The sequence below is a fragment of the Paenibacillus sp. JCM 18996 genome (assembly GCF_055392555.1).
Genome location: NZ_AP043884.1, coordinates 95,813 through 112,002, shown reverse-complemented (window position 1 = coordinate 112,002; position 16,190 = coordinate 95,813). Strand labels below are relative to the sequence as shown.

Genomic DNA, 16,190 nt, shown 5'->3' with positions numbered 1-16,190 from the left:
AGATTTCACTCACTCATCCCCCCTTTTGTTAAAATGAAACGGCTGGCCCCCGCGCTCTCTGCATAATCAATCACTTCGACAAGCGCATTCTCATCATTACTTCGTACAGTGACCCACGCTGCCGCATTCTTCAATGTGGGATGGGCGTTACAGACCGCCACTCCGTGCCGAAGCATGCCGACCATCTCCAAATCGTTTAAATTGTCGCCGACAGCGATAAATTCATCGGGATTTCCATACACTAGATCAATGAGGTGAAGAAGAGCGATACCTTTGTTGATATTGGGCGGCAAAATTTCCAAATAGATCGGTTCTGACTGTACCGTATTGAGCTGCTCTGTATGCAGTTGAAACTGCGCTATCGCATCTGGCGGGCCAATGAGCATCAGTTTGTTCACCGCATCGGTAATTTCATAAAACCAGTTAAACGGTTTGACCGTGATTTCTACCTTATCTTTCATCATGTGGCGCTTTACCGCTTCGGACAATTCCGAACAATAAACGTGCTCCTTATAAAATACAAGCAGGTCCAGGCCAAGCGATTTTCCCAAGGACAAGTATATTTGCAATGCATGGGAGACCGATTCTGCAGGAAGAAAGTGTTCCATAATAAAAACATCTTTTACCGGGTCGTATATTTTGGCTCCATTGTACAAAATCAGCGGAGATGTCAGGTTGAGCGTGCGGATAAAAGGCAGCACTCCAGCTAAGGTTCTGCCGGTTGCGAAAGAGAAACGGCCCCCCCGCTGCGTAAATTGTTTGATGCGGCCAATTAAATCCTCTGAGATTTGCTGCTTTGAATCCAATAAGGTGCCATCGAGGTCGGAAAAAATCCAGCGGATTGGATTAGTCATCAAGCCTGCATTCTCCCTTTTTGAGGAAGGTCATCCCATTTAAGTTCACGATACAGGCTCTGTCCGGTTTCATAATCGAACAAATAACAGTTTCCGCTGACCTTGAACCAGACGTTCTGCCCCTCCCGTATTGCAGCATTTGCATCCGCATACCCTCTAACTACTGATTGTCCGACCTCAATATGAGCCATTTTTTCTCTTCCCGTGAACTCGGTAAAAATGACTTTCCCCTTTAGATATGCTTCTTGCGGATCAGGTTGTTCGGTGACAAGACGGACTTGATGGGGACGAAACGCCCAACGAATGCGCTGCTCTCTCTGAATAAATTCTCGATCCGTCCTCTCGCTCAAGGGCAGAGGTATGGTTTCACCGGTGTCCGTCAGTCTTATGCTCCGTCCGGTGGTCTCCCATTGGCACTGCAGCTCGTTCAGTACCGGCATGCCCAGAAATTGAGCAACAAACCAGTTCGCAGGAGCATTGTACAATTCCTCCGGAGTACCGAATTGCAGGAGCACGCCTGCGTTCATAACAGCGATTTTGTCTGACATCGTAAGAGCTTCTTCTTGATCATGGGTCACCATCACAGTAGTGATCCCCAGCTCCTTCTGCAGCCTGCGGATTTCTTCGCGCATGTTGATCCGCAAATTGGCGTCCAAACTGGAAAGCGGCTCATCCAGAAGCAGCAGCCCGGGCTTCTTGACGATCGCTCTGGCAATAGCGACACGCTGCTGCTGCCCACCTGACAGTTGGTTTGGTTTGCGTGTCAGGTATTCAGCCATTTGAACCCGCTTCGCGGCGTCCGCAGCATCGGCCAGTCTCTGCTTCTTTGGAACGCTTTTGTTCTTAAGAGGAAACGCGATGTTTTGCTGCACATTCATGTTCGGATAAAGGGCGGAGTTTTGAAAAACCATACCGATATTGCGGTCTTTGGGCGCTACGCCGTTCATAGGCTTTCCATCAAACAGTACCTCCCCTTCGCTCACCGGATAAATGCCCGCAATCATCAGCAGTGTGGTTGATTTACCGCAGCCGCTCGGTCCCAGAATGGTCACGAGCTCACCATCTGCGATGCTCAAATTCAATTGTTTTACTGTTGGCGTATCTATATCGTATTTCTTATATACATCGCGGAGCTCTACCCGCATCGATGTCACCTCTTACATTTTCATTTTCATTAATGCCTGCTGGGAGAACAAATAAAGAATAAGGCACGGAATCATATAAAATACGGCGAGAGCCATAACGATCCCGTAGCTGCCGGTGAATTCCTGCGTGAACAAACCTCTGAGAATGATGGACAGTGTATAGAAGCGATCGTCAAAAATGAACACCGACACCATTACATACTCACCCCAACCGCTTAAAAAAGCGAACAGCGAGATCGCTACAATTCCGGGCCAAACGTTTGGAATATAGATTTGAAAAAAAGCTTTCAGCCTGCCGCTGCCGTCGATGCTGGCTGCCCATTCCAACTGCTTTGGAACTTCATCAAAAAAACCTTTAATGATCCATGTCGACATCCCGATTCCGGCAAAAGCCTTGAGCAAAACGATTCCGATCAGGGTATTGAGCAACCCCACCGATTTCAAAATATAGAAAGCGGCGATCAGACCCGTAATCGCCGGGAAGGCATGCGTCAGCAAAGTGGATTGAAGCAAAAACTTGCTGCCCGGGAAATTTCCCCGCGACAGGACATAACCCGCCATCAAACTGGCTGTCACTTCAATGATCGACGTGCCCGCCGCAATGAGGAAGCTGTTTCCAAAAACATGCCATATGTTCGGATATTTGAAGCCGTTCACTTCAAAGTTGGACCAAAGAAAGCTCCAATTTTGTAAAGTAAAGCCTTTCGGAGTAATGCCCCCGGCCATCCCATCGCTAAACGAGATCAGCACCATCCATACGTAAAGAAACAATAACGGCAAGGAAGTGACCGTCATTAAGACGATGGACAAGGCGTTGGGCAAGCCCATCTTAAACCGGCTCATCCTGTTCAATGGATATACCTCTTTTCTTTCACCTATTTGATGCTGTTCATCAGCTTATGGAAGCCAAATACACGGTAAGCGAGGAACATAACGATAAACACGACAGGCAGTATAAACAAAGCAATGGCGGAACCATACCCGAAATCCGTGGTTGCAAATGCTTTATGAAATGCATATAACGCCCACGTCTCCGTCCGGTAGTTCGGACCGCCGTCCGTCAACAGAAGGATCGATTCGTAGCTCGTTAACAACGCAAGCCCCTGCCAAATCATCAAAAACATAATCGGCCAGCGTAAGAAAGGCACAATCAAATTTCGCAAAATACTCCATTCTGATGCACCGTCGACTTTAGCTACATAAAAATATGTTTTATCCACGGACTGCATAGCGGAAGAAAGCACGACCATCGATAAAGAAGAGCCCATAACTCCTGCCAACATGATATTGATCAGCAACGGGTACTTGTCCAGCCACGCCACAGGCGCTGAACCGTAGAACATATGCATTAGGCTGTTCAGCACACCGTATTCACTTGAGCTGAATATCCACGTCCACAATAATGCTTCTACCACGCCGGGCGAAACCCGGGGCAGCAGCCAAATCGTACGGAACCAGACTCCAAGCTTCTTGTTCTGAATATAGTAGGTCGTCGTAACGGCGATAATGAATCCCCATACCACTTTAAACAATAGCGTCATCACAACGAACAATGCTGTGTTCATTACTATGAGACCGATTTTGGGATCGATCAAGGCTTTGCGGAAATTGACAAGTCCATTGTAATTCCAGTTCATCGAAGCATCCATGGAAGTAAAAGCAATGACAATGACCATGACAGCCGTGGCGAGAAACAATACGTATTGATTAAACATGAATGGGATCAGCATGATCCCATTCATTCCGTGCTCTTTTATTTTGGTCCATAGTCCATTCATCGGTTATTTCACCGTAATCGTTCCAAGTTCAAGCTTCATCTGCTGTTCCATCCATTGCACGGCTTGCTCCGGCTGCATTGCGCCTGTTTCCACATTGCGGACAGCTTCTTTATATATTTTCTCTGTTTTCGGCTCATCCGGATGATTCGGAACGAACTGGGAATAATTTGTCATATAACTGACGGTATTTAACCAAGCGTTATCTTTAACAAGCTCCTGTCCTTCTTTCGTAAACGGAATATGAGAGCTTTGCACTGCATGTGCTTTTTGGAATTCCGGTGCGGAAACAGCAACCAAAAGACGTTTGGCTAAGTCAGGATGCTTGGTGCTCTTGCTGACCACGTAACTGTACGGACCGGAGACTGTGACTGGTTTGCCGCCATTTTTGCTTGGAGGCAGCAGCATAACGCCGATGTGCTGCATAATCCACTCGCTGGATACTTTACCGAGCTCTTTATGAAGGTCCTGTTGGCGCCATTTCGCCTCTTCCCAAATGCCTCCACCCATGAAAAGCGTCGTTCCATTCACCATCGCTTTAAGCCGGTCATCCGTGGAGATAGACATCATGGAAGACGGCAGTATTTTTTCATCAACCATCTGTTTTAATGATTGGAACGTAGCAAGTGTATTCGCTTTATCCAGGACATATTGATTTTTCTCAGCATCGTAAAACTGAGTGCCTTGGTTGAAAAATAGCATCGCCACATCGCGTTCTCCGGTATGATGCAAGAACCCATAAGTAACCAGCTTTTGATCCACGGCTTGTTTTGCAAGCTTGTTCATCTCTTCCAGCGTGAATTCTCCCGCTTCTACCTTTTTGGGGAGCTCGGCGATCTGCTGATCTTTCCAGCCCATTTTCTTGAGTACATCTTTGTTGTAGAATACAGGCCTTGCTTCCGTATCCTGAATCACACCCCAAATATGCTTGTCCCAAGTCACCGGATTCCAATAGCCGGGCATCAGGTTTTTAAACACGCTCTCCTTCTCAATGCCGTCCAACGGGAGAATGTAGCCGCTTTTTGCCAGCCAGCCGATATTTGTATATCCCACATCTACGATATCCGGTGCATTTCCGGACTTGGACGAGAAAGTGAAAAATTGGTTCAAGCTTTCGCTTGTCGGTTTGGAAACGGTGCTGACCTTGATGCGATATTTTGATTTTTCCTGCTCCAGCTGTTTATTCACATTGTCGGCGGCTTTTTCAATATTGCTTAAAGTGTACGGTGCAGTAGAAGCACGCCAGCCAGCGGCTTTAATGTCAACAGTCTCGATTGCAGAAGCTGTGTCCGCAGCTCCGGTCTTATCCTGGCTTTTTGAGCTTGCACAACCGGTCGTCGCGAGCGCCACCGCAACTACCAGTGAAAAGATCCCTTTGGTTTTACCAGAACGCATCATCTTTATCTCATCCACCTTATGTTAATTTTGGTTATTCAATAATTTCTTTATGTCATCGATACACCGGACCATATCCTGCTCATACCGAGGCTTAAGCTCAACCAAACAGATCACCGGCTTGCTCTCCATCTGGAATAGTTCGTCATACGGAATGGTTCCCCAGCCAACGGGCAGATGAAGGTCGCCTTCTCCATGATGATATTGGTCCATATACGAACGGTCCGTTTTGGAAACGACGCCGAAATTGTCATGAACGTGCAAATGATTCACTAAAGGCATAATTTGTCTGACCGACGACACGAAATCAAAGCCATTGTAGTTTGCGGATAAATAAGCATGGCCGTAATCGAGGCAGATTCCGACATTTGGATGGTTCACGCTTCTAACCTGTTCATACAACCGGTCCAGAAACATGCCGGAATTGTGTAATTGATCGGATTGGACATCCCTTAAAGTAGGATTCGAGTTTTCAACGGCAATGTTGACTCCCAGCTCTTTGGCCTTCTGCCCCAATCGGTATAACTCTTCGCGCTCTATTTCCAGTAGCTCATCCATAGGCCTGTGTTCATCCTGGGGCAAGCGGACGCCGGCATGATAGACCAGCACCTCCGCTCCGACCATATAAGCGAACTCCAAATTCCGGAGGAATATTTCACGCTGTTTGTCGAGTCCTTCCGTATCAAATAAATTCAGGTCGTTGAACGGATGAACCGCATAGTTGAAGTCGAACTTTTTTAAAATGTCCAATGTTTTGTCCAATCTGAACGAATTGAACTTTCCGTTTAAAATGATATCCAATCCGTGAGAGGGCAGTTCAACGTAATCGACTCCGATTTTTTGAAAATCGCTCAATCTTGCTTCAAATTTTTCAAGGTTTCCTTCCAAGCTCGGGCCGTGGCAGGTCATGCCGATGCCTTTAAACTCCACTAGAGCTCCATCCTTTCTGCTTCTGATGTTTCATCATTTTGTTCTCCGGACATAAAACCGGATCAAGTCGTTTCTCATATAGTCGTACGAAATGAAAATCGGATTCGCTTTGTCATCGTAATGCACTTGAATAAACTTCAGAAGCGGTGAACCGCTTTGTTTCAAACGGTACGGAAGCATATCCTCTTCCTGCACCGCTCGAATTTCCATTAGTGATTCGACAATACTGATGCCGTATTTGATTTCAAGGCATTTGGAAAGGGAGCCTGGCTCGAAACGGTCGGGAAAGTCTTGTCCCACGATACTCTGCGGCAAAATATTTTGCGAATACACAATCGATTCGCCGTCCGCCGTTCGGATCCGGTCAAGAATAAACACAGCATCCTGCTTATTAATATTCAACAAGCGGATCTCTTCCTCGTTCGGTCTTCTTTTAAAAATCTGAACCTCCAAATCCCCTTCATTCAAATTCGCGTTCCGGATCAGATCCGTAATGCTGGAATATTTATTTATCGTGCTTATCATATGAAAGCTGTCGCGGCGAACATAATAGCCCGAGCCCTGAACGCTGTTCACCTTGCCAATTTCGATCAGATGCTTAAGCGCTTTGCGAATGGTTTCACGGCTTACAAGAAAACGTGCTGCCAATTCTTTTTCCGTAGGCAATTTTTCTCCCTCAGCAAACACATTCTGATCAATTTCAGCCGCTATCGCTCTGCTGATCTCTTCATATTTGATCATTCAAACAACTTCAACACCTTTCAAAAGGTTTCTGTTCCATCGAGTTGATAATTTTATTGTAGGTGATATGTATTCGAACAATATTAATAAAAACGCAAAAAAAATCATTTGTACGTTAAAGTATTGTAAATTTGTCTAGTCAAATATTTAATTAGTTAGTGAATTGTAGTGGGGTATTGGTAAGAATTTCCCCTATTATCGTTGTAATCAGAGTCAAAACTACCTCATGTGCTGATTATTTTGTCTAGTTCAATTTAAGCAATGACTTTTTTTCTATAACAAATCAAAAAAAAAGGCTCCGCAGATGAACAGATCATCTTGAGAAGCCTTTTTTATATTTATGCAATAGGTTACGATTTGATAATGTCTGCAACGATTTCGTAGGAATCTCACCGCATTCAATTGCCGGAGCGCTCGTCTGTTTTAACTTTCGGCACGACAGGAAGTTTTATTCTGGTCTCTTAGGAAGATGAAGCCTCGTTAGCTGTAGCTCTTCACCTGCGCAATCGTTTGAATTGAATGCGGCTCCCGGAATCCGGATGCATCTTTATCCGGCCCATGGCAAGCCACGCGATGCAGGCGCTGCGATTATCGACTACCTGTTCGGCAGCAGAGAACAAGCCTCCATACCGATTATTGCCGTGACAGGAACGAACGGAAAAACCACAACGAGCCGACTCGTCGCACACTTTATGCGTCAGCCGGGAATCATTGTCGGCCAAACGGATTCGGACGGCGTGCGAATCGACGGCGAGTGGGTGGACCGTGGTGACTGCAGCGGCCCCAAGAGCGCCCGTAGGGTGCTGTCCGACCCGAGAGTCGACGTGGCCGTTTTGGAAACGGCCCGGGGCGGCATGTTGCGTGAAGGGCTGGCGTTCCAGCATTGCAATATTGGCATCGTGAATAATGTCAGTGATGACCATTTGGGTAAGGCCGAGGTCGAGAGTCTCGAGGATTTATGGCGGGTCAAACGTATCGTGGCAGAAGCGGTGCTGCCTGACGGCCATTGTATCCTCAATGCGGACGACCCCTGGTGCGTCCGAATGGCCTCGCACACGAAAGGAAAAGTCGTTTTCTTTTCTCTGAAAGCGGACAATCCGGTGATAAAGGAAGCCATCAGCAAAGGAAAGACAGTTTGGTTCATTTCTAATGGCGACATTGTTTGCCATCATAACGGATCCTTCACACGGTTCATGAAAGCGGCCGGCATTCCCATTACCCTTAATGGATTGGCCCAATATAATATTGCAAACGCGCTTGCTTCCCTTGCGGCAGCACATGCTGCCGGAAAGCCCCTTAAACAGCTGCGAACCGCCATCATGACCTTTCAACTTTCGGCGGAACAAAATAAAGGAAGGTTAAATGTGTATAGGAGTGAAGATCGTTGTGTCATCGTGGATTTTGCGCATAATCCGGCCGGGCTTCAAGCCATATATCAAACGCTTGCCCCGCTGGTTCGCAGACGGTTAATTACAGTGGCTTCCATGCCGGGAGACCGCCAGGATGATGCGATCCGGCAGTCGGCAAGAATAATGTCTCAATTCTCGGATGTTCTGGTGATCAAAGAAGACGCCGATTTAAGAGGCAGAAAACCCCGGGAGGTGGCTCATTTGATTCGGACTGAGGCCTTGGGCGCCGGACTTCCGGCAAGTTGGCTGCCCATTGTGTCCGAGGAATATGAGGCTTGCCGTAAAGCCTGGGAAATGAGCCAGCCGGGAGATATAGTGCTGTGTTTATATGATGAATTTGACAAAATCGAACAATTCTTGAAGGAAATCAACTGCAACACGACAGAGAAGGACTTAAGCAGCTTAATAGCAGAAGAGGGGAGAAACAAATGGGCTCAATGCTTGCCGTGGTTAAACGAGGAGCCGTCACAGAAAGCACGCATACAGGCTCCATAGTCATCGTGGACGCCCAGGGGAATTTGCTTTATAGCTATGACAATACGGAAGCCAAAGTTTTTACCCGCTCATCTCTGAAGCTTGTTCAGACCATTCCCCTCCTTCATTCGGGAATTACAAAGGGCAATGTACTTGCCAAGGCGGGGGCTGAAGGCGTATATGGAATGACTCCGTAAACAGGGAATAGGAATATGTATGCAGGTAGACGACGGCAATTCGAGGGCTGCCTATCCAGCGGCAGTGGAAATCCTGAAGCAGCTTGGCGTCTTGGAGAAAAACGAGTTGGCTGAGTTGGAATCATTCCGCCGCCCGGTGCAATACAACCATAGAGGAGAAGAGACAGGTGTAATAGAAACAACATTCGAGTTGATCAAACACTTTTAAAGCAGGCCTTCTTGAAAAAGTAAACCTATCATGTGATGATCATACTGGATAGCAAATAGGTGACCCGATTTGGTCTTTTTTGTTTGGTTGTCAATCAATTATAATTCAGATCAACAACGATATGCTGACATTGGTGAAAAATTTGACTCAAACTATTCACCAGTCACGCAGAACTCGGAAAATAAAAAGAAAGTGCCAGTTTCCCGGCACTTTCGCAAAATTCATTTGCATCACACTTTGATCTCCTTGATCTCAAATAGCCCTACATCATGTGTTAAAAGGACTTATTCCAAACTTTAATAACATTTGGTAAAGCAGGTTCAAAGGTAAACCCATAACACTATAAAAATCACCTTCGATTTTCTCAATAAAAAGAGCACCTAGCCCCTGTACGCCGTAACTTCCAGCTTTATCAAGTGGCTCGCCTGTATTTATATACGCCCTGATTTCTTCATCACTCATTGGTCTAAAAGTAACTTTACTTACAGTGTGTCCTACAATTACCTCGGGCATCCCGTTTTCCGACTCAGATAATACACGATACTGACCAATATCTCCAAGGTGCATTGTGGTGTCATAGTCCCCGGCTTTATCCATAGGTTCTCCGGTCTCAATATAGGCCTGTATTCGAGCAGGCGACAAAGCTCTCATATGTACGGTCGTTGCGCTGTGAGCCGTTTTCTCGATGCGCGATTCCACATCGATACAGCACACTCCCGTATATACGCTGTGGCTTCTTCCCTGCAGAGCGGACAGCATTATCACCGCATGCGCCCTGTCCTTCGGTTTGCCCAGCACCTCGCCGTCCAGCACGACAATGGTGTCCGAGCCGATCACCGCTCCCGGTTTGCCGAACCCGGCGGCTGCACCAAGAGAGGCTCTCGCCTTGCGCTGTGACAGCGTCTCCACAATTTGAGCGGGCTGAAGCGCTTCGCTGACCGTTTCATCCACATTCGAAGCCACCAATTCCACAGGCAGCTGGAAGGCACGGATCAATTCCCTGCGGCGGGGGGAGGCGGAAGCAAGATATAAAGTTGGGTTTACAGATTGGGATTCGTGCAACAAAGGGTTCCTCCAAGGAATTTTATTTGGGATAGACTGCCATCGCAGCTATACGTAGTTTGGCCTAAAACCAGAAAAAATCTCCAATGTTACAATATTTGCGGCACAGGCCGAAATAAGACCGAACACTACATTTTTCTATAAAGCCAGACAGCGATAACTATCCCCAGGATGGTGAGCAGATTCAGACGGATTTGCAAATCCACGTCATAATTGATGACTTGAAGGTCAGCCTTGGGATGCCAGGAAATTTGTGCGGAATGGGTAAGGAAAGAGACTGAGGGGACGGCAGCGAGCAGCTGGCCTGCAATAACGCCGGCTAACAATCCGATCAGGATAAAGATAATGAGCGTCAGGTTGGATTTTTTCATCGATGGGCCTCTCTGTTCTAAAACTTGGTTCCTCTCTCATTATACGGACTCGCAAAAACAGTTACAATCGAAAATGCTAGAAAATTGTCAAATGCTGCTAGAGTTTAAAGTTCCTGCAGTTTCCGCGGTGATTTTGCCTGTTCCTTGAAAGATAGTGAACGTTTGACAGCGGGCTTCGACAGCTTCTTTAGAGTAACCTTTGTACTATGAAACTAGGTTATGAAACTGTCATCCTGTCGCGCGGATTTCATTTTGATATAAGGAGGCACAATATGGCACGCAAGGTTGTGAATGAACACGAGCTAAAGGAACTGGTGTCCGCTGTTTGCCAAACGGAAGAGCAGGAAGAAGCAAGCAAAGGAAAACAAGCGGAGGAAGAAAAGGAGCAGCCGAACGAAGTGTCCAAAAAGCCGAAGCTTTCTTTGAAGCTCCATCAGCAGCTGATCGAAGAGCTCCGGCAGCAGAACCTTCAGCTTGCTGTGCGGGTGAATGAGCTGGAGCAGCAGCTGAATGAGCTGTATCAGGTGCGCGAGCAGGTAGCCATCGCCTCGGAGCTGCCGGATGAGGAAGATCAGGGTGCAGTGACCACAATGGCAACTGTCCCGCCCGCCGACTTGTCGCAGTATGTCCGAACCTCCCGCTCCCAGCGCCATCCGGCTTTGAAGAAGAAGCCCTTCTGGGCGGCATGGTTTCGGGTACCGTCACAAGCCGAGTAAAAGTGCAAACCGGATTTTCAAAGTGACTCTCCATTAGAAGTGTCAGGCTGCCTCAGGCGGCCTGTTTGCTTTTTCCAAGGTCTTGGAAGTATGTTCCCGTATACGGCCGTCTTTTTTCCTTGCCAAATTACAAATTGTGTACCAGAATAAAAGAAACTTACCCGAAAGAAGCGATCTTATGCCTGTCAACCTGTATTATTTCCTGTTCTTTTACGTGATTACTTATATGGGCAACGCAGTGTATTCGACATTCATCCCCGTTTATTTTCTGAATATCGGATTCAGCCCTTCTCAGATCGGTACTTTGCTCAGCCTCGGACCTTTAGTGGCAATTCTGGCGCAGCCAGTGTGGGGCGCTTTGGGGGACAGGGCCAGGACGAAAAACCGGATCCTGCAAATACTGATCGCCGGAAGCGGTGCTTCCATGCTGCTTTACCCGCTGTCCGACAGTTTTGCTTATTTGCTCGTGATGATCAGCGTCTTTACTTTTTTTCAAACGTCCGTTGCCGCCATCAGCGATGCGATTACACTGGAGGTGCTGGATAGACGGAAATCGGGGAATTACGGGACGATACGGCTCGGGGGAACGATTGGCTTCGCCATTATGTCCATCCTCTTCGGCATCATCGCAAAGCGGCATATCGATTTCATGTTCGTGGTCTACGCCTGCGTTATGGCGGCCAGCTTCATGCTCCTTTTGCGGTTTCCCGCCGTGGAGGGACATCAGTCGGAAGGCAGCAAAATGCGCATATGGGTGCTGTTCAAAAACCGCAAACTGGTGCTCTATCTGTCGATCAATTTCATCCTGCAGATTACGCTCGGGTACTATTACTCGTTTTTTCCATTATATTTCAAGGAGCTTGGCGGAGACAACGTGATGCTCGGCTGGTCTATGGTCATCTCGTCGCTGAGCGAAATTCCTTTCCTTCTGTTCTCGGGCAAAATTTTCAGCCGCTTCAAAATCCCCTACATCCTGCTGGGGGCGGCGATCGCTGCGGCATTGCGCTGGTACTTGTTCTCCGCCATCCACAATCCGTACTGGACACTTCCCATACAGGTCCTGCACGGCCTGATCTTCATCGTACTGTCCGTCACCATGGCGACTTTGATAAACAAGGAAGTGCCCAATGAGCTCAAAGCGAGCGGACAAACGCTGAACGGCCTGCTTAGCCTGGGAGCCGCCCGGATCATCGGGAGTTTTGCAGGCGGCATAGCCAGTCAAAGCTATGGGATGCGCACGGTATTTTTGTATAATTCAATGCTGACCATCGCCTGTATCGCCGTATTCGCCCTTGTCTTCTGGCTGCAAAAACAAAACAGCGCACAGCGGCACTCCCACACGGCTTGAACTGCAAAACAAAACAGAGCACAGCGGCACTCCCATCCGGCTTGAACTCATACGACACACATAAGGAGATAACAAAATGGCGCCAAACCGCAAACTAATCACCGACCGGGATTTTCAGGAAGCGATGGAGAAGCAAGTGAGTATCCGCGTGTTTCAGGACGACCATGTCGTCGATTCAGGGGGCACCATCATCCGTTTTGACGAACGGGACGTCGTGGTCCAAACCCGGGTCAGCCAGCTTGCTTATCACCGGAGAGAGCTGTGCGAGTTTTATGAAATGAGAAAACGCTGATCCGCCCGGTTAACGCAAAAGACTCGAACCCGCCAAGGACCGAGTCTTTTCATTGAGTGCATCGAACCGAAAGACTGAGGTAACAGTGTATTTCCCCAAGAGCGGTTCTGCCGGCGTGCGTTGCGCTCTTCACCTCGGGTGTTACGGCTGTACACTGCGGCTGGTCATATCCCACACTTCTTCTTACTGCGCCGCCGTTTTAAGCAGCTCTTTTTCGGCCAGCACATACTGGGTCAGCGATGCCTGCGCCTGCCACATGCCCGCTGTAGAAGGATTCTTTTTGTACTCATCCAGCGCACTCACCGCACCGTTCATTGATTGTTGGAGCTTGGGCAGCACCGCCTTCATCTCCTCGCCCGCCCCGTCGTTTACGGTGCCCTGGAGTGATGACCATGATTGATGCGCGGATTTTACCGCCTGCAGAAGCGCCGTATCCAGCGGGGTGGGCTTTGACTCTCTGAGGTGCATAACCGTGAGTCCGTCGATCATCTGCACCAGCTTAGCCCCTTGGGTAAAGTAAGACTGCATCGCATCCGTCTGCTTGCCGTTCCATTTCATCCTGCTGACGGCGGGAAGCTCCAGAGGCTTCACATACACCTCGACCTTCTTTTCCTTCAAAAGCTGGCTCACCTGCACCGCATCTTCCTTTTTTGAAGACATTCCTGCAAAAAGAACGAATTTGTCCGCGGATTCCAAAGCGGTGGGAAGGCCTTTTTTCTTCAAATTCGCCTGCTCCGCCTCGGCGCTGCTCTGAGTATTGAACACTCCCGCCTGCAGAAGGGAATAAGACCTCGCCGGCAGATTGACGGCAGCCGTCTGGCCGGTGACGTTGGCCGCGGCCGGAGCAGATTTGTTCGCTGCGGGTTCCTGTGCTTTCGCTTCGGCGGCGGATTTCACACCCGGAAGCTTGGCGTCTGCCGTCGCGTCCTGGGCCGCTTTGGTTTCTGCTTTTGGTGCGGTCACCGCTGTCGTCTCGGTCTTGCCCGAAGACTTTAAGCCGAACAAGTCCGGCGTGCCCGTGAACATGGTCAGCACCAAATACCCGCACCCTACGCCCGTTGCAATTGCCGCCGTTACGGAGGCCGCGACGCGCAGCCAAGGGGCGCGAGCCGATTTGGCATATCTGACCTCTGCGGAAGACGGTTCATGCCAAGGGACGATTGCACCGCGATGCTCCTGGAAACCTGTATCCTCATTGTCAAAATGCCCTGTTTCACCGTTTGACATGGACGGCTTGGCCGACGAGGAGCGAATCAATTCCTCCACTCTTTTCGTTTCAGCCTCGATCGGGCTGTTCCATGCCCCAAAATCACTCGTGTAATGATTCAAGGAACCGGTATCGAATAAAGACGGCTGAGCTTTGGGCGCGGTATCGCATAAAGGAGGCTGTGCGTTTGGCGCGGTATCGTAGAAAGAAGGCTGTGCGCCTGGCGAGTATTGTTTGTCGGATGGTTTTTTGGACTCTTCTCGCCCTGCTGCGACAATAGAACCATTCCACTCCGGAGCCTCGAGTTCCGCTCTTTCCTCCGGCTTATGGCGAGGACCGCTTTCCTGAACAGGGTTACGGCCGTTTTCGAATCTGTATGTGATTTTTGCTTTATTCATTGCTCCCTCTCCCTTGTCCGCTGATTTGTACTACCAGTGTATGAAAGAGGTATTTGAAATATGACTTCAGAAGCAGCATTCACTCTTCCCGCCCTAAACGCCCTCCACAGCAACGCAGAAAGAGCTGCCCCTGGTGGGTTCACCACTCAGGGCAGCTCTTTTATAACGTTTAAGAAACTTCGTTAAAGGCTTAAACCGAAAACTTTCTTTACCAAGAAACCCTACCTTTAAATCGCGGTCGCTCATCCTTGGACGTCCTCGGGTAGAGCTTTTCTTCTCGTCATGCGTACTTCTGTTCCAAAGCCTTGGCCAGACCGACGGCCGTCTTCCAGATGTCTCCGGCTCCCATCGTGATGACCAAGTCTCCGCTTTTGACATGGTCGGACAAATAAGCGAGCACTTCCTCTTTTGTGGGGATATATTCCACATTGGAGTTGCTGTTCTCGCGAATCATTTCGACCAGCCGCGCGGACGAGATGCCTTCAATTTGCTTTTCTCCGGCAGGGGAGTAGATATCGGTGATAATTACCGCATCGGCTTCGCCGAAAGCTTCGCTGAACTGGTCAAGCAGGAAAAAGGTCCTCGTATAACGCTGAGGCTGGAATACCGCGACGATTCTTTTTCCAGTCGCTTTGGCTGCGCTGATCGTCGCCTGAATCTCTGTCGGATGGTGGGCGTAATCGTCAATCACCAGAATGCCATTGACTTCGCCCTGCACCTGAAAGCGCCGCTTGGCGCCCCTGAATTCCTTGATCGCGCCTGCTACCTGCTGAAAGCTGAGTCCCGCCTCGAGACAGGTGATCAAGGTAGCCAAAGCGTTATACACATTATGCTTGCCTGGAATCGACAGCTCCATATTGCCCAGTTCCGCTCCATTATGGCGGACGATGAAAGATACCTTACGGTCTCCGAGCACGATATTCTCCGCCGTATAATCCGCCTGCCGGTCAATGCCGAACGTAACCACGTCGCTCTTCAGCCCAGGAAGCATTTCTCTCAAGTAAAGGTCGTCCATGCAGATGACGGCCTTGCCGTCTTCTTTCACCTGGCTGAGAAATTGGCTGTATGCCTTTTTCAAATTCTCGAAATTGCCGTCGTAATTTTCCAGGTGGTCCGCTTCTATATTGTTCACAATCGCAAGCTGCGGATGGTACTGGAGGAAGGAGCCGTCGCTTTCGTCGGCCTCCGCCACCACATACTCGCCTTTGCCCGCTTTGGCGTTGCTCCCCATATTCATGATTTCGCCGCCTATGATATAGGTCGGATCCAATTGGCAGCGTTCCATGACCAGAGCGATCATCGAAGAAGTCGTCGTCTTTCCGTGCGCTCCCGCCACCGCAATCCCTTTCTTGGCGTTCATCAGCCGGGCGAGCATTTGAGCACGGTGCAGAATCGGGATTTTCTGCTGTTCCGCCGCCAGCATTTCCACATTATCCTTTGAAAGCGCCGTCGAGTATACAACCAGATCCGCCCCGTTTACATTGCCGGCTTGATGCCCAATGTAGACGAGCGCGCCTTTGGCCGACAGCTTCTCGGTTAATTCCTGCTGTGCCAGATCGGATCCGGTTACCCGGTACCCCATTTCCAGCATAACTTTGGCAATAGCGCTCATGCCGTAGCCGCCTATACCTATAAAATGGACATGTTCAGATGTGTTCACTCGGTTTC

At 48.9% G+C, this 16,190-nt stretch carries 17 protein-coding genes; 6 read left to right on the top strand and 11 right to left on the bottom strand.

Features of this window, described 5'->3' with window-relative positions; all coding sequences use genetic code 11:
• Positions 1–5 precede the first annotated feature (5 nt).
• From ACZ5N7_RS00530 to ACZ5N7_RS00500, 7 genes are read right to left on the bottom strand one after another with little or no spacing between them, the layout of a single operon-like run.
• Positions 6–854: an HAD family hydrolase gene (locus tag ACZ5N7_RS00530; RefSeq protein ID WP_464659077.1), complete on the bottom strand. Its 849-nt coding sequence runs from the start codon at positions 852–854 to the stop codon at positions 6–8.
• A complete protein-coding gene (locus ACZ5N7_RS00525; RefSeq protein WP_464656424.1) occupies positions 854–1,999 on the bottom strand; it encodes an ABC transporter ATP-binding protein in 1,146 nt (381 codons plus the stop codon). The genes ACZ5N7_RS00530 and ACZ5N7_RS00525 overlap by 1 nt, the downstream gene beginning before the upstream one ends.
• Before the next feature lie 12 nt (positions 2,000–2,011).
• Positions 2,012–2,842 carry a carbohydrate ABC transporter permease gene (locus tag ACZ5N7_RS00520; protein WP_464659076.1) on the bottom strand — a complete coding sequence of 277 codons (831 nt, stop codon included), beginning with the start codon at positions 2,840–2,842 and terminating at the stop codon, positions 2,012–2,014.
• Positions 2,843–2,874: 32 nt separating this feature from the next.
• The gene (locus ACZ5N7_RS00515) at positions 2,875–3,777 is read right to left on the bottom strand and encodes a carbohydrate ABC transporter permease (protein WP_464656422.1); all 903 of its coding nucleotides are present in this window, start codon (positions 3,775–3,777) and stop codon (positions 2,875–2,877) included.
• 3 nt (positions 3,778–3,780) lie between these two features.
• Entirely contained in the window at positions 3,781–5,172 is a 1,392-nt protein-coding gene (locus ACZ5N7_RS00510; protein WP_464656420.1) for a sugar ABC transporter substrate-binding protein, read from the bottom strand.
• 21 nt (positions 5,173–5,193) lie between these two features.
• Positions 5,194–6,099, bottom strand: coding sequence for a sugar phosphate isomerase/epimerase family protein (locus ACZ5N7_RS00505; RefSeq protein WP_464656418.1), 906 nt, complete (start codon positions 6,097–6,099; stop codon positions 5,194–5,196).
• Positions 6,100–6,132: 33 nt separating this feature from the next.
• The gene (locus ACZ5N7_RS00500; RefSeq protein ID WP_464656416.1) at positions 6,133–6,840 is read right to left on the bottom strand and encodes a GntR family transcriptional regulator; all 708 of its coding nucleotides are present in this window, start codon (positions 6,838–6,840) and stop codon (positions 6,133–6,135) included.
• Positions 6,841–7,379: 539 nt separating this feature from the next.
• On the opposite strand from ACZ5N7_RS00500, the gene ACZ5N7_RS00495 reads away from it, so the two are divergent.
• Genes ACZ5N7_RS00495 through ACZ5N7_RS00485 form a run of 3 tightly spaced genes read left to right on the top strand, consistent with a single transcriptional unit; the run spans position 7,380 to position 9,128 of the window.
• Positions 7,380–8,744, top strand: coding sequence for a Mur ligase family protein (locus ACZ5N7_RS00495; protein WP_464656414.1), 1,365 nt, complete (start codon positions 7,380–7,382; stop codon positions 8,742–8,744).
• On the top strand, positions 8,678–8,920 hold the full coding sequence (locus tag ACZ5N7_RS00490) for an asparaginase (RefSeq protein WP_464656412.1): 243 nt from the start codon (positions 8,678–8,680) through the stop codon (positions 8,918–8,920). The genes ACZ5N7_RS00495 and ACZ5N7_RS00490 overlap by 67 nt, the downstream gene beginning before the upstream one ends.
• A 7-nt stretch (positions 8,921–8,927) precedes the next feature.
• A complete protein-coding gene (locus ACZ5N7_RS00485; protein WP_464659074.1) occupies positions 8,928–9,128 on the top strand; it encodes an asparaginase in 201 nt (66 codons plus the stop codon).
• A gap of 267 nt (positions 9,129–9,395) precedes the next feature.
• Here ACZ5N7_RS00485 and ACZ5N7_RS00480 read toward each other — a convergent pair whose 3' ends face one another.
• Positions 9,396–10,193, bottom strand: a complete 798-nt coding sequence (locus ACZ5N7_RS00480; RefSeq protein ID WP_464656410.1) for a Maf family protein — start codon at positions 10,191–10,193, stop codon at positions 9,396–9,398.
• 125 nt (positions 10,194–10,318) lie between these two features.
• Positions 10,319–10,561, bottom strand: a complete 243-nt coding sequence (locus tag ACZ5N7_RS00475) for a DUF4321 domain-containing protein (RefSeq protein ID WP_464656408.1) — start codon at positions 10,559–10,561, stop codon at positions 10,319–10,321.
• A gap of 272 nt (positions 10,562–10,833) precedes the next feature.
• Here ACZ5N7_RS00475 and ACZ5N7_RS00470 point away from each other — a divergent pair, with 272 nt between their 5' ends.
• The 3 genes from ACZ5N7_RS00470 to ACZ5N7_RS00460 all read left to right on the top strand — a co-directional run bounded on the left by ACZ5N7_RS00470 (position 10,834) and on the right by ACZ5N7_RS00460 (position 12,917).
• Positions 10,834–11,277 carry a hypothetical protein gene (locus ACZ5N7_RS00470; protein WP_464656406.1) on the top strand — a complete coding sequence of 148 codons (444 nt, stop codon included), beginning with the start codon at positions 10,834–10,836 and terminating at the stop codon, positions 11,275–11,277.
• A 178-nt stretch (positions 11,278–11,455) separates the two neighbouring features.
• Positions 11,456–12,625, top strand: a complete 1,170-nt coding sequence (locus ACZ5N7_RS00465; protein WP_464656404.1) for an MFS transporter — start codon at positions 11,456–11,458, stop codon at positions 12,623–12,625.
• 76 nt (positions 12,626–12,701) lie between these two features.
• Positions 12,702–12,917, top strand: a complete 216-nt coding sequence (locus tag ACZ5N7_RS00460; RefSeq protein ID WP_464656402.1) for a hypothetical protein — start codon at positions 12,702–12,704, stop codon at positions 12,915–12,917.
• Between the two features lie 183 nt (positions 12,918–13,100).
• On the opposite strand, the gene ACZ5N7_RS00455 is transcribed toward ACZ5N7_RS00460, so the two are convergent.
• Positions 13,101–14,522: an SPOR domain-containing protein gene (locus ACZ5N7_RS00455; RefSeq protein WP_464656400.1), complete on the bottom strand. Its 1,422-nt coding sequence runs from the start codon at positions 14,520–14,522 to the stop codon at positions 13,101–13,103.
• 280 nt (positions 14,523–14,802) lie between these two features.
• Positions 14,803–16,182 (bottom strand): UDP-N-acetylmuramate--L-alanine ligase, encoded by a 1,380-nt coding sequence (murC, locus tag ACZ5N7_RS00450; protein ID WP_464656398.1) that lies wholly within the window; start codon positions 16,180–16,182, stop codon positions 14,803–14,805.
• Between the last annotated feature and the right edge of the window lie 8 nt (positions 16,183–16,190).

Coding starts and splice junctions, on each gene's coding strand:
- ACZ5N7_RS00530 (WP_464659077.1), bottom strand. CDS start 854: ATGACTAATCCAATCCGCTGGATTTTTTCCGACCTCGATGGCACCTTA.
- ACZ5N7_RS00525 (WP_464656424.1), bottom strand. CDS start 1,999: ATGCGGGTAGAGCTCCGCGATGTATATAAGAAATACGATATAGATACG.
- ACZ5N7_RS00520 (WP_464659076.1), bottom strand. CDS start 2,842: ATGAGCCGGTTTAAGATGGGCTTGCCCAACGCCTTGTCCATCGTCTTA.
- ACZ5N7_RS00515 (WP_464656422.1), bottom strand. CDS start 3,777: ATGAATGGACTATGGACCAAAATAAAAGAGCACGGAATGAATGGGATC.
- ACZ5N7_RS00510 (WP_464656420.1), bottom strand. CDS start 5,172: ATGATGCGTTCTGGTAAAACCAAAGGGATCTTTTCACTGGTAGTTGCG.
- ACZ5N7_RS00500 (WP_464656416.1), bottom strand. CDS start 6,840: ATGATCAAATATGAAGAGATCAGCAGAGCGATAGCGGCTGAAATTGAT.
- ACZ5N7_RS00495 (WP_464656414.1), top strand. CDS start 7,380: ATGCATCTTTATCCGGCCCATGGCAAGCCACGCGATGCAGGCGCTGCG.
- ACZ5N7_RS00490 (WP_464656412.1), top strand. CDS start 8,678: ATGGGCTCAATGCTTGCCGTGGTTAAACGAGGAGCCGTCACAGAAAGC.
- ACZ5N7_RS00475 (WP_464656408.1), bottom strand. CDS start 10,561: ATGAAAAAATCCAACCTGACGCTCATTATCTTTATCCTGATCGGATTG.
- ACZ5N7_RS00470 (WP_464656406.1), top strand. CDS start 10,834: ATGGCACGCAAGGTTGTGAATGAACACGAGCTAAAGGAACTGGTGTCC.
- ACZ5N7_RS00465 (WP_464656404.1), top strand. CDS start 11,456: ATGCCTGTCAACCTGTATTATTTCCTGTTCTTTTACGTGATTACTTAT.
- ACZ5N7_RS00460 (WP_464656402.1), top strand. CDS start 12,702: ATGGCGCCAAACCGCAAACTAATCACCGACCGGGATTTTCAGGAAGCG.
- ACZ5N7_RS00455 (WP_464656400.1), bottom strand. CDS start 14,522: ATGAATAAAGCAAAAATCACATACAGATTCGAAAACGGCCGTAACCCT.